Origin of the sequence: Paenibacillus tritici (assembly GCF_018207515.1) — a bacterium.
GTDB lineage: Bacteria > Bacillota > Bacilli > Paenibacillales > Paenibacillaceae > Paenibacillus_AQ > Paenibacillus_AQ tritici.
The window spans coordinates 5197973-5212400 of the sequence record NZ_CP073365.1; the positions used below are offsets into that span (position 1 = coordinate 5197973).

The window sequence follows — 14428 nt, forward strand, 5'->3', positions numbered from 1 at the left end:
GATGCAGCTTACATCTCCAGCTTACCTATGCCCCAGCAAATTAGCGATGACTTGCGCACTTTCAGCACGGGTCATGGTCTCCTGTGGCGCGAATTGCTGGTTGCCGCGTCCTTGGATCAGGCCCGCCTGTTCAGCGGTAACGGCAGCGTTCTTCGCCCAACCCTGAATCCGGGAATAGTCACTGAACGAGCTGGCAGCAGATTCACTGCTGCTCTTGCTTCCCTTCAAGTGTTCGTACGCGCGGACGATCATGACCGCCATCTCCTCGCGGGTAATGCGTTCATTAGGAGCGAAGGCATCCTTACTGCGTCCGTGCACGATGCCCGCTTCTTTCACTGCCGCCACAGCTTCGGCGTACCAGGACTTGGCGTCCACATCGGTAAATGCGGATGGGCTTGCCGACTTAAGGCCCAGCGCACGTGTAATCATCGCGGCGAATTGCGCCCTTGTGACTTCTCCTTGCGGCTGGAACTCGCTGCTGGAAATCCCTTCGATGATATGCTTCGCAGCCATAGACTTAATAACACCGCTGGCCCAGCTATTGCCGCTGACATCCGAGAATGTCTTGTCATACTCCAGCACCGCATACTGGCTGAAATGCTGCACACCAGCGGTAAGTTTACCGTCTGTCAGCGTGCCGCCCATGTATTCCACGGCACCGCTGGCAGCAATATAGTAGACGCCAAGTAAGCTGCGGTTAGCATTAGGATCAACCGTGAAGGTAAGCGTCAGCGGCTGGTTAAACGTTGTGACCGGTACGGCAGTGCCGTCCGCAGCCACAACCTCCAGGCTGAAGCGGATTACATCGCTTGCCGCCAATAACCGGACGGACCCGTTAACCGCCGGGTTATTCATCAGCTGCTCCGCAGCAGCTCTCGCTGTCTTCACGGCAGAGAGCCTGAGCGCCGATCCTTCCGGCTGTCTTCCAGCAACGGCAGCCTTCTCCCGGATGCTCTTCAGCACTTGCGGACTCAGTTCAACGGCAACTGAGTTCCAGGCAAGACGCAGGGTATTCTCTCCTGTTATTCCTGATACATCTGCCGGAAGCAGCACGGATGCTATAGCATCGCTAAGCTGAACGGTTATAACTCCGCCAGCCGGTGACGGGAAATCTGCCGGTGCAAGAACCTTCTCCGTCTGCGGAGAAGGGGACGGTGCTGCAGTTGGCGAAGGCGTTACGGCCGGTGCCGCTGTCCATACCGGCGCCGCTGTAGGAGCCGGTGTTGCTGTCGGCACCGGAGTTGGCGTCGGAGTTGGTGTCGGAGTCGGAGTCACTTCCGGCGGCAGCTCCGCTTTTTTTACAGTGACTGTTCTTGTCACCTCAGCAGCCGCATTGCCAGCTGTATCAGTCACATTATAATGATACACATAGCTGCCTGCTGCTAGAGTATCCAGCGTCAGCACGGTCTCCCCATCCTGCGTAATCGTTACAGCGATACGGTCTGTAATATCGCCGTCACGGTCATCTGCCGCTGTAGCTCCGGCATCCGTATAGCTTGCACCTTTTTCCAATTGAACGGATGCTTCACCAAGCAAGGTAATTACCGGCTTCGTTACATCCGGATCGAGCGCAACCACTACCCGTCTTGTCACTTCAGCAGCCGCGTTGCCCGCCTTATCACTGACATTATAATGGATGGTATAGATATCAACCTTGGAAGTATCCAGCTCCGTCAAGCCATACACTTCGCTGGTGACCGTTGTCGAAATACGGTCCGTTATATCTCCGTCCTGATCATCATAGGCTGTTGCTCCGGCATCGGTGTATTCCGCACCAACCGGCAGATTGACTGTCGTCTCGCCATTTAGGGTGATTACCGGCTGTACTGTATCCGGTTCCGGCAGCGTGATCGTTCCGCTGGCAGCACTCTCTGCCGATGCTTCTCCCTTGCTTAAGGTTACCGAGAAAGTGAAGCTGCCCTCTGTATCCTCCGTTGCTCCCCGGAATGCAGACAAGGTAATGTCACCCAGGGTAACCCCGGTGCCCTTGAAGCCCGGCAATCCGCCGATGGTCTGCGCCAGCCAGGTCCGTACAGCCTCTTCACTGCCCGCTGTCTCCTTCTTCACGCTGTACTCAGCACCTTCAAGGATGCTCTTCGCCTCAAAGACAGCCTGCTCATTCTCCACATGGGTCTTATCTCTGGCTACCGCCAGATAGCTGATTAGCGGAGCCTGACTGAACGTATTGTTCACCGAATATTTCACTGTACCGCTAACCGGCAGCGTGAAATCATGCTGAACCATGACCCCATTTGGGCCTGCAACCATGCCGGTCTTAACGGTCTCATTCACGGTCTCCCCCTCGGCATCCACATAGCTGAGTGTAATATCCATGGTCCGGCTGGCATTATTCCACCAGTCCAGATGGTAGGAAGTAATCGTGTATGGGCCCGCAGAGAGCGGCAGGTTATAGACGAGCGGCGTATTCTTCGTATTCGAGCTGTATACCCCTGTCTGGGCCTTATCGGTAGTGACTACAGCACCGCCAAGCCCCTTGAGGTTATAGTTCGCCCCCGTGTTGGTATGTCCCCATACCGTGTCCTCTGCCGACAACTGGTCTGCTTTGTTATTCAGCAGGCCCTCGCCTGCCAAATTCTTAATCGTCGTAAATGGCGGGGTGTCGCCGTCCGCCGAGACTCCAGGGTCCAGGAAGTACACAAGCCCTTGTGGCACTACCTCCACATAAGCCGTGGTCTTCAAGCTTCCGTAGGAGCCGGTTACAGCCACCCTTTCAAAAGGATTGTTGAAGCTGACCGCTTCCAGATTCCACTTCACAGCCACTTGTAATTTCGTGCCGTCTGCACGTGTGGCTTCCACCTTGGCGGGAAGCTCCGGCAGCTGTCCTGCATAGGTTGCCATATCCGCAATAGCGGCAAGCTCTCTCACATCTCCCGTAGTCAGCAGATTGCGGGCGAAGGTCAGGCGGGCTTCAAGGTGCTCAGCTCCTTCCTGATCCAATCTGTACAGAACCGGATCACTTAGTGCTGCCTGGGCTGCGCCCAGTGCATGAACGAAGATATTCCAGTCCTTCTCGGGGAAATCGTCCTCTCTGCTGATCTCCAGCGCAGCATTCACCGCCTGCTGAAGCCCCGCCGTATCCGGGCTGCCAGCCCCTTCCCCGCCGATGACCGCTACGGAATCCACGGCCAGGGTTCCGCTCAGCACCTTGATCTGGACGGTATGCTCACCGTATTTCAGCCCGCGCAGCGTGAAGGTCTGATACAATTCCCTCGCTGCCACTGTACTGCCCGAGACCACCTGGATCTCCCCGTCTACTACAGCTTCCAGCTTGGCCGAGCCGTCGTTCGGCCCCAGAATATCAAGTCCCGTGCCGGTAAAAGTATACTTGAGCACCGCACCCGCACCCTGGCTGGTTGACAGGGACCGCTGATATACATACATGCCTTTTCCATTCTCATGGGCCCAGGCACCCTCGTATTCCAGCTTCGCCGCTGGTGCCTGCGCCAGATCAGCCATCTCCAGATTATCCAGCTGCTCTGAATAATAAGGCGTATATCCCTCCACCTTCTCCACCTTCAGATTGTCGAAGCGGACATGGTAGAAGCCGCTCGCGAGCTGCACGCGTCCGGACAGCTTCGGATTCGGGTCGGTGTATGCTGCAAGCTTAATATCATCCAGATAGGCGGTAATCTTGTCACCGGCAACCTCGATGGCAAGGTTATGCCAAGCATCATGTGCGGTGTCAAACCCCTCGATCTTCACTCCGCTGGAACCGGAGCCGGTGGCTGCATTGCCGCTGGCAACAACGGCGCCACTGGATAGTAGCTGCCAGCCGCCATCGAACCAGAACTTAAGCGCATAAGGAGTACCGTTAATCGTCTGCGGACCGCCCTGATATCTGGCTCCAATCGCTGCGTAATTATTCCCTCCATACGTACTGTTCTGTTCAAAAGACACATCGGCGCTGGTCTTATAGTTGGTCCAGCGGTAATCGCCGATCACGGTGACCGGGTCTCCGCCGTTCCAGGCACCGCCCACGCCGGTAGTTACCTGGTCCAGCTGCTGCCGCAGCACATAGTTATCCGTGCCGTCAACCAGATACCCCTCGAACGCGCCGTTGAGGTCCTGGGTATAGCGCGGAATTACACTCTGCGGCCCGCCGCGTGAGCGAACATAGCTCTCTACGCCTGTAATTGTGCCGCCCTCTCCGATAACGGGAACGGTTTTGTCCCCATAATTGAAGTCATCCGCATACAGCATCTGATCCTCCGTATTCTGTACGAACCCGGTAGCATCGGTGTCAAGCACCGTACGTTCTCCTTCAACCGGAAGCGGGGTACCGAATTCTTCATTCGCGCGGTTATCCAGCGTAGTGACCGTTACAATGGAGAACGGTTTCACACGTATGGTATACAAGCCGCTGCCATCGGCATGAACATCCCCAAGATCCTTCATATAATTACTATTAAAAGCTTGCCCTGTACCCGCCGCACGGGTCTCCCACACCTCCAGAGAGGGATTGCCGGTGTAGGCCATGTTCACGGCCTTGAGCTTGTAGATCTTCTCATACTGGCTGTCATTGATGATTACAGTCGAGAAATCCTGCTTGTCAGGAGCGGCAAGCGTCATGTAGCTCGGAGTGCCGTTGCGTCCGCTGACCGGATTCGTACCCGTTGCCCCGGTGTAGCTGGCCTCGGGAACGGCTCTCCAGATGCCAGCCGTATTGTCTTCATTCTCCCAGCCGGTCTTGGCGAACCCGTTAAAATGCTTCAGAATGACCAGCCCCGCGTCATAATGAATGAAGCCCGACCACGGGTCACGCGCACTGAGCAGCTCTTTGAAGGAGTATTGTCCACCTTCATAGAAGGAGCCAATCGCCGGCTGATAGATGAAATGCGTCCGGCGGGAATTCACAAAGCCCTTGATAATGGTATTGCCCATCTCCAGCGGTCCGCCGGTGCCGCCGATGCCCGTCCCTGCCTCTGACGGGTCCTTCATATTATTATTAGGACGGAAGGCCGAATTGCTGAAGGTGGCCTGTGCCTCACTGTTCCAGATTTCCTTGTCGAATTCATCGGCCAGCCGTTTGAAGTTACCTTTGCTGTCGTCATCGGTATTGTAATGGAATCCGGCAGCAGCTACCGCCTCACGCAGCGACAGATCGCTCACCATGGCATCCCCGAAGGAGCCGATACCGACCTCGTCGGAAATCACCAGCTGGATGCTGTGATACAGCTCTTTCTCCTGATCATTTTTGAACCCTTCAGTATCCCCCTTGACCATCGCGCCATACTGCTTCGTCCAGGTCAGATCCGGCGCATGTTCATTAATATGAGGATTCACATAATCCACCATATAGCCGTATTCACGGTATGCGGCCAGAATGGTGTTTTTGTACCAGGTATAAATCTTGTCGTTATTGTTAGCCCAGGCTGGAGCATTCCAGCGCAGAAAGCTCACCTTGATCGCCGGATTAATAGTTTTGGCATCCGCCGCAAGCTGGAAGCCGGGATGCCGGGCTACATTAGCCTCTTCATCCTCCGTGCGCATCGTTGAAGGGTCAGGACCGGTAGAGTTATTGCGGTCATTGCCCATTTCAATCTTGACATGGTCGATTAGCGGGCGGTCGCCGCCGAACAGGATCTTCAGCATTTGGGCATAAGCCTCCGGCTGCTCTGACTTATAGTCCATCAGCAGGGAACTTGTGCTGTTGCCGCTGAGTACACCGAACCCCTTGAAGGTCAGTCCGTTGACATTATCCGGCCGGATATCGTTCCCATCGAGCAGAATCTTGGTTGTAAAAGCTGCGGTCTGGCGGGCGTCATCCATCTCTTGCTTGATCGCGCCCCTGGCAACAGCAAACCAGCTAAGGATCGGCTTCTCCCCGGAGACATAAGCATAGGTCAGCGTCATCGGACTGCTGGTGTCAATATCTACGGGAATGGTAAATTCACCGGAAATAAATTTCGTGCTATTCGTGTTGAACTGAGCAAACGGGATCGTCTTAGTTTCCCCGGTGCTATTCTGGTATTCCAGCCGGGGCTGAATTACACGATTACGGGTACCGGAATACCATTCATAGAAACCGCTGCTAAGCGTATAGGTCCCAGACTGAAGCGCTTTCAATTTATAGATAATATCGTTGCTGGCAGGGTCTGCGCGCAGCCCGACAACCCATAGGCTTGGATCAGCGGCAGGATCGGTAAGATTACCGTTCTTGGAATTTTTCACTTTATGGATAGAATCATCGAATCCCCAGTCTGTGGTACCGGCGACATACTTCTGGTCGGGCGACGGGTTAAGCAATTCACTGCCGGTCAGTGTTCTGACCGCTTCGTATAGAGGTGAAGCAGAAGGACCATTGCCAAAAGAATCGCCCCCTCTGCCGCTGTCCACAAAGTAGACTAGCGGACTGCTGGCTGGCGGAATAACCTCCACACTTGCCGTGACCGGACCGCCACTTGCTGTTCCAGTGACTGTCACGGTGTCATACGGTACATCGAAGGTATCTTCGCCGATGTTCCAGCTCACCGCCGCAGCCTGACCTGCAATCTCGATGCTTGCCGGAAGTGTCGTACCTGCGGTAGTCTTGGTGCCCATATAAGCCGCAGCATAGACCGTATCGACGGCAGCCGCCGACGCCGACGGCAGACCAAGGGCAGGGAACATCCCGGCCACGAGTGTAGCGGACATCAGCACGGAGAATAGCCTTTTCTTAACGCGGTTCTTTCTGTTCATTCATTAATCCTCCTCTTCTCATTTAAGTAAGCGTATTCAGCAAGTCGTTAGAAGAATGATTGACTTGGGCAGACCTTCGTCTAAATTCACAATGCGGGTATAAAAATACCTGGCAGACTGCGAAAAGCTGCAACTGCCAGGCTGTTACTCTAACCAGTACAACGTCAGATTTAAACGGGTGGATGGGGCGCTATGATGCCTGAAGGACTACAGAAGTGGAGCCAAGGAGTGGAGTTAACCGCTTCAGGTGCCATTCCCAGACGAAGACGGGAGTTTGTCCATTTGGGGCGTTTGGCCGTAACGGACTGAGGTGCTCTTATTCCAGTGAAGATCCCCTTTTGGGCAAAGTAACGGACCCCATGGACTTTATTCTTGGAATCTCTGCTCTAAACATCTTATGGAGAGACGATAAGGGCTCCTCAGTCCGTTAAACCGCCAAAAGTGGCGTTTTCCAGGGAATAGAGTCTCTCAGGTCCGTTAGGAGCAAACTCGTCTGGCCGGTCGACTGGCCGGTATAGTTTCCTTTTACGGAACCTCCAGGGTCTGACCCTATTCACAGAAGTTAGTTTAGTTGTACCAACAGAGTGCAGTTAAGCACACAGCGGCCGGAGGGCCAAACATTCTCTGGAGTCACGGCAATCCCTAGTAAAAAATATAAGTACAATCTATATATTTCTAATCAGACTCTTCTACCCTTTAATCCCCGATGCGGCCACGCCCTGCACGAAGTACTTCTGAAGCGCCAGGAAGACAATCACTACCGGAATGATGGACACTACACTCGCCGCCATGATCAGCCCGTACTCGGCAGAATACTGGGAGATGAACATCCGCAGACCAATCTGGATGGTCTTGAGCTTCGTGTCTGTCAGGTAGATCATTGGCCCCAGGAAGTCATTCCAGGTGGCGACGAAGGTGAAGATGGTGAGTGTGGACAAGGCCGGCTTGGACAGCGGCAGCATGATTCTTGCCCAGATTCCGTATTCACTGAGTCCGTCGATCCGGGCGGCTTCACACAATTCATCAGGCACACCCTGATAGAATTGACGCATCATGAACACGCCGAAGGCCGAGAAGGCTTGCAGCAGAATGATTGCCAGGTGGGTATTATTCAGTCCCATGTAGCGCATAAGGATGAATTGCGGCACCATGTAGGCCTGCCAAGGAATCGCGATGGTTGCGATGTATCCCAGGAAGATTACATTTTTGCCCCGAAAATGTAGCTTGGAGAACGCATACGCCGCGAAGCTGGAGGTCAGCAGCTGCAGAATCGTTACGATAATGGATAGCTTGGCGGTGTTATAAATGAAACGTCCGAGCGGAATCCGTGTCCAGATATCCGCGAAGTTCTCCCAGCGCGGATTCGAAGGAATCCACTGCATCGGGAAGGAGAAGACATCCTTGTTCAGCTTGAGCGATGATGACAGCATCCATATATACGGAACCAGCATTGCCAGTACGGTCAGAATTAACAGGGCGTACACAAGCACCATTAAGCTGATTCTAAGTCCTTTACTTTTACCAACCATATCTTATAGATCCTCCTATTGTCCGTATTTCTTCTCGCCGCGGAACTGGACGATGGTGATGCCAAGTACCAGCAGAAAGAGTACAATCGCCATGGCACTGGCATATCCGTAATCAAGCGAGCGGAACGCCGTATTGTAGATTTGATAGACCATAACCCTGGTAGAGTTATTTAGCTGGTTATCGGCGCCGGCAAACAGGTTGATAAAGATATCGTAGACCTTGAACGAGTTGATGACCAGAATCATCAGAACAAAGAAGGTGGTCGGTGCCAGCTGCGGCACAGTCACATTGCGGAACCTTCTCCACGGGCCTGCACCGTCCAGCTCAGCCGCCTCATACAACTCAGGGTTGATCCCCTGGAGGCCAGCCAGATAGATGACCATGTAGTAACCCATATTTTTCCACACTGTGAAAAGAACTACCGTAAACATCGCCCACTGCTTGTCTGCCGCCCAGCGGGGCAGGTCCTCCAGCGGAATACCGGTCAGGGTATGCAGAATGTTGTTGATCGGACCCATGGTCGGGCTGAAGATGAAGTTCCATACCGCCGCAACCGCTACCAGCGAAGCCACGTAAGGGAAGAAGAAGACCGTTCTCATGAAATTACGGCCCATAATCTTCTGATTAAGCAGAATCGCCAGCGCCAGCGCTACAATCATGGTTAACGGGACAACTCCGATGGTGTAGACAATCGTGTTCCACAAGGCTTTGTGGAAGGTGGTATCCGAGATCAGCCGGGTGAAATTGTCCAGCCCGATGAACTTCATCGGATTGGCCCCGTCCCATTTCACAAAGGCAAGAATAAAGGCAAAGATCATGGGCACCAGTGTGAACAGGGCAAATCCGATAAAGTTCGGCGCAATAAAGCTATACGCGACCAGGTTATCCCGGAATCCGCGCGACAACCGGCTTTTTGGGCTCTTATTTGTACGCAATAGGGTTTCGTTCTGCATTTGTTCTCCTCCAAACCTTATATAACATCCCCGCAAAGTGGGAATTAACTCCAATACCTATTCTGGTGCTAGGCTGTTCTTCTATTTATGCTCTTCTTATATAGAAGGCGGGCAGTGCCCGCCCTCAGGGACTCTAACGTTCTCTGTCTAATTAATTGTTCAAAAGCTGGCCCACACGGTCATTCATATCCTTCAGACCTTCATCAATCGAAGCGTTCTTGGTCATGATGTTATCATGTGCTTCATTCAAAATAACCTCGATGTCTGCACTCTTCTCGTGAATCGGCATTTCCAGGTAAGTCTGAACGGTATTCAGCGCAGCCTTGCTGTTCTCGTCAGCCGGGAAGCCGTCGATGGAAGTGATAGAATTGATTACCTCATCATTCTTGATCGCAGGAATCGTACCGGTAGAAGCAATCACCTTGGCGCCTTCTGCCCCGGTTACGAAGTTCATGAAGTCAAGCGCTGCTTCTTTGTGTTTGGACTTCTGGTTAACAGCCAGGGAAGTAATCGTTCCCAGCGTAGTTCCGGCTTCAACGCCGTCAGGGTGAGGGTATTTCACGATGCCCCATTCCGCAGATTGGGATTCGCCGCTCTTCACCTTCTCAATCTGGGTGGCAATGAACCAGCTGCCCATGTTCATCATGGCTACGGAGTTGTTGTAGAATACGCCGGAGTAATGCGTGCTGGAAGTCTTCAGGGTCGCATAATCCATGACGATGCCGTCTTCCTGCTCTTTCAGAATCCGCTCATAGGTAGGCTTCAAGAAATCATAATTACCGCCGACCACGGTGTTCTTGCCGTCCAGAATCCCAAACAGTTGAACCGCGCTCCGCCAAGTGTGGTAGTGGGCACCGTATACTTTTTCCGAACCGCTGCCGGAGGTCATCTTGCGGGCCAGCTCATCATATTGGTCGAAGGTCATGTCGTTGCTTGGATAGTCCACGCCTGCTTTGTCAAACAGGGCCTTGTTGTAGTAGACCAGCCAGAAGTCACTGCGGAACGGAAGCGCATACACCTCGCCGCCCACTTCAATCTGTTCAACGGTGCCGCCATATAGGGAAGGATCAATGGATTTGTCACCCATGTAGGCCTTCAGCGGCTCCAGATGATTCTGCTTCACCAGGTTCGAGTAGCCGGGAATATCTTTAATAGTAAGAACGTCCAGGTCCGCTCCGCCGGAGAGCTGTGTGCTGAGCATGGTCATATAGTCCGTGGAGCCTAGATCGACATATTCGATGGTTACGTTCGGATGTGCAGCTTTATAGGCATCAATCAGCGGCTTGTAGTACGCAGTGGCTTCCCAGTCCCACAGTGCCCATTTCAGCGTCACAGGGTCCTTGCCCGGTTCAGCGGAAGCGGTTGCAGCGTTGCCCGAAGCGGGTGCGTTGGTGGCAGCGGCCTCTTTATTGTTGTTATTGCCGGAGCATCCGGCCAGCATGCTCACGGAGAGCGCAGTGGCAAGGGTCATGCCGTAGAATCTTTTCAAGTTCATTCAAATATCCCCTTTATCCTCTAATGGTCTATCAGTGACCGGCACGGTTCCCCCGGCCTCAGTTCAAAGTGTAAGCCTTTTCAGAGCGGATTGGGATGCAATATCGAACACAGTTCATTCACTTTTCTGTGTTGTTCGCTCCTCTGCCCGAGGTAAACCTGTAATTTCTTATCCGAAACCTGTAAAATTCTCAGCTTATCCGCCTTACTCTATATTGAAACACAGGAATATGCTATGGTATGTGAAAACGCTTTATAACTCCTCACCTATCCTAAAGGAGTGTTCAAGACGGTAAGAAAATCTACTATTAAAAGCCGCATCATCCTGCTCATGACCGCCTTTGCTCTGCTGATTGCGTCGCTGCTGTCTTTTTTCAGCTATGAATTGATTACCTATTATCAGCGCAAAACCACGATCCAGGCGACCGAGTTCAACCTGCAGCTCGTCTCCCATATTATAGAACAGGACCTGATCAACCTGACGACGCTGGCGATGACCAGCAGCACCAACTCTTCTACGAACACTCTGCTTACGGAATACTTCGGTTCGGCGGAGTCTAGTCCCAAGCAAGCGGTTAACGTCTTCAACGCCATGCAGGAGGATCTGCGGATCAACCGTTCCTATAGCTATGTACGCCGCCTGATTGCTACGGATAACAGCGGAAAGTTCCTGCAGGTGGAGAATTTCGGCACTTCCATTCCGCTTACGATCCACAATATCGGCCAGGTCACCGGCCTTACGAATGATGCTGAAGAACAATGGGACCGGGTGATTAAGGACCCGCTCTCCAATTCCTATGGTATCCCCTTCGTGTTCCCGATCTATGGACGGGGGGCCACCCGGGTCGGAACGGTCTACCTGCTGGCGAGTACCTCAGTCATCACCGATAAGCTCAAAGGATATTCCTTGCCGGAGCACTCCCGGCTGCTGCTTACGCTCGGCGGTCATCATTATCAGCTTACCGGCGATCAGGTGAATGCTATAGACGGGCCGTATGAACCGGTGGCTTACACCAATGACAAGCCTGTCGGACCGGATACCGAGCTGTCTATGGTTAAACTCAGCGATGAGCCAGAACGCCATATCGTGGTATCCTATCCCGTACGGAGCGGAGTCATGCTCTCGCAGACTCTATCGAACGACCAGTTCGCGCCCAAATCAAATATATGGATTCTGGTCCTGCTCAGCGTCTGTCTGCTCGTTCTTGTCTTAAGCGCTATCATTACGGTATATCTGACCCACACGATCAGCCTCCCGGTAGAGAAGCTGAAGAAGCGCATGGACAAAATTGCCCAAGGCAACTTCCTGCTGGACCGCAATATTGAATGGAACAGCGAGCTTGGAGATGTCGGACGTGGCATTAACCGCCTGTCCCAGGATATCGTGGCCCTCATGGACAGCCGGCTGGCGGACGAGAAGCAGAAGCAGGAGCTGGAATACCGGATGCTCCAGAATCAGATTAATCCGCATTTCCTCTACAATACCCTGAATTCGATCAAATGGATGGCGACGATTCAGAATGCTACCGGCATTGCGGAGATGACAACCTCCCTGTCCCGGCTGCTCCGCAGCATTGCCAAGGACAACCGGCGGTTAATGCCGCTGAAGGATGAGCTGAGCCTGCTTGATGACTATTTCCTCATTCAGAAATACCGTTACGGCAGCACGGTCACCATGGTTAAGGAGATTGAGCAGGAGGAGCTGCTGACCGGTCTTATTCCGCGCTTCACGCTGCAGCCGCTGGTGGAGAATGCGATCTTCCATGGCATTGAGCCCAAGGGCAGAGGCGATATCATCATCAGGGTGTCAGGAAGCGGCTTCGCTGACCTTCTTGTCACCGTTGAGGACAACGGTGTCGGCATGAAGGAGGAGCAGATCTCAACCATCCTATCCGTTCCCGGGGACGAAGCCAACGGAATGCTGGAGAATGTCGGCCTGCGCAGTGTGAATGAACGGCTGCAGCTCGCTTTTGGCGGCAATTACGGCTTGTCCATTGAGAGCGAGGTCGGCCGCTATACTATTATGAAGCTGCTGCTGCCCTTCTTGCAGGAAGAATAGCCTTATTACAGCAAACTGAGTAAGGATGTGATGAATGGTGATCAAATTACTAATCGCAGATGACGAGGCCCTGGTCTGCATCGGGCTGCAGTCCATGCTGAAGTGGGAGCAATTCAACATTGAGATTGTCGGCATCGCCCACAACGGTGCGCAGGAGGAAGAGATGATCGACACCCTCCGCCCGGACATTGTCATCAGCGATATCAAAATGCCGATTAAAAGCGGCCTGGAGGTCGCCGGTTCGGTCCGGCAAAAATACGGCCGGCTCCCGCTCTTCATCATGCTGACCAGCTATGAAGAATTCCAGTATGCGCGGGGAGCGATTGAGGTCCAGGCTTCCGATTACCTGGTGAAGCTGGAGCTGACCCCGGAGGCGCTGGCGGAGTCGATCCGCAGAGCGACGGCAACCCTGGAGGCTTACCAATCCATCGACAGCTATCCGAAGCTCGTTCACCGCGGCAACCTTCAGGCCCAGCGGGATAAATTCTTCATCCGCCTGTTCAACAATCTGTTCGAGAACAAAAACCAGTATCTTCTGCAAAAGGAAGATCTGGAGCTGGAGCTGTCTGAGCCGGCCTATCTGGTCTGTACCTGCCGCATTCTCGGACCGGATACGGTCCCGCCGCGCGGCGATAAGCTGGTCGCCTTATGCTCAAGCACCGTACAGATGGCGAAGGATACCCTCTCATCCATCAGTGCCTGCTATGTAACCAGTCTGGATCTGCGCAACTTCGCGCTGACCCTGCCTGTCCCGGGCACTGATCCGCAGCTCTGGATGGAGGATATCCAGAAGCTGCTGGCGGATATGGCCTCCGTGCTGCACAACTATTTCAATGTGACAATCATCGGGGCCATCGGCTTCGCGGTGGAAGATCCTTACCTGCTGCGGGAGAGTTATCTCGCTGCCCGGAAGGCGCTGCCTGCCGCCGTTAGAGAGCGTTCGTTCGTCTTCTTCACGGAAGGGGAAGCCCCTCTGCAGGAGCAGCTGCTGTTTGATTTCTCCGAATCGCGTTCGGAGATCCGCCGTGCTTTTGAAGAAATGGATACCCGCGCCCTCTACACGATTATCTCCAGAATGATCGAGATCTTCGACGGACGTGCCGACCTGCTGGTTCCCGCCACCGATGCTGCCTGCAACATTCTGTATATGGCGACCTCTCTGCTCGCGGACGGGGAGAACATTGTGGAGCAGATCTTCGAGCATGAACCGGAGGGCTACCGGGCCATCTATCAGATGCATACCATCGAAGAGATCACCGGCTGGCTGATCCAGTTCCGGGACGGCTGTGCGGATATTCTCTCGACCCGCAGACAGAGCTACAAGGAGCAGGTCGTGAAGAATGTCCAGGAATATATCAAAAGAAACCTCGGCACCAAGCTCTCGCTCCATCAGGTGGCGGATGTGTTCAATTTCAGCCCCAACTACCTGAGCCATCTGTTCTCCAAGGTCGCCAAAGTGAACTATGTTGAGTATATCACAGAGATCAAAATCACCGCCGCCAAGGAAATGATGCTCCGCGGCGAAGGCCGGATCTACGAAATCTCGCAGAAGCTGGGCTACGAGAGCGCCTTTTATTTCAGTAAGGTATTCAAGAAGGTCACCGGGCTCTCTCCCCGGGACTACATACAGCAGATTGAAGCGGATACGGGGAATGTGCGGGGGACATGAGTTGGTGGATGGGGAAGTCTCATA

The 14428-nt window shown here is 53.6% G+C and carries 6 protein-coding genes; 2 read left to right on the top strand and 4 right to left on the bottom strand.

What is annotated here, in order from left to right; genetic code table 11:
- Window positions 1–21 precede the first annotated feature (21 nt).
- From KDC22_RS22565 to KDC22_RS22580, 4 genes are all read right to left on the bottom strand, one after another.
- A complete protein-coding gene (locus KDC22_RS22565) occupies window positions 22–6699 on the bottom strand; it encodes an S-layer homology domain-containing protein (RefSeq protein WP_211720387.1) in 6678 nt (2225 codons plus the stop codon).
- A gap of 689 nt (window positions 6700–7388) precedes the next feature.
- Window positions 7389–8228: a carbohydrate ABC transporter permease gene (locus KDC22_RS22570; RefSeq protein WP_211720388.1), complete on the bottom strand. Its 840-nt coding sequence runs from the start codon at window positions 8226–8228 to the stop codon at window positions 7389–7391.
- A gap of 15 nt (window positions 8229–8243) precedes the next feature.
- Window positions 8244–9182 (bottom strand): carbohydrate ABC transporter permease, encoded by a 939-nt coding sequence (locus tag KDC22_RS22575; RefSeq protein WP_211720389.1) that lies wholly within the window; start codon window positions 9180–9182, stop codon window positions 8244–8246.
- 151 nt (window positions 9183–9333) lie between these two features.
- Window positions 9334–10677, bottom strand: coding sequence for an ABC transporter substrate-binding protein (locus tag KDC22_RS22580; RefSeq protein ID WP_211720390.1), 1344 nt, complete (start codon window positions 10675–10677; stop codon window positions 9334–9336).
- Window positions 10678–11007: 330 nt separating this feature from the next.
- On the opposite strand from KDC22_RS22580, the gene KDC22_RS22585 reads away from it, so the two are divergent.
- Complete coding sequence (locus KDC22_RS22585) at window positions 11008–12735, top strand: sensor histidine kinase (RefSeq protein WP_211720391.1); 1728 nt, start codon at window positions 11008–11010, stop codon at window positions 12733–12735.
- Window positions 12736–12769: 34 nt separating this feature from the next.
- Complete coding sequence (locus tag KDC22_RS22590) at window positions 12770–14404, top strand: helix-turn-helix domain-containing protein (protein WP_246552866.1); 1635 nt, start codon at window positions 12770–12772, stop codon at window positions 14402–14404.
- Window positions 14405–14428 lie beyond the last annotated feature (24 nt).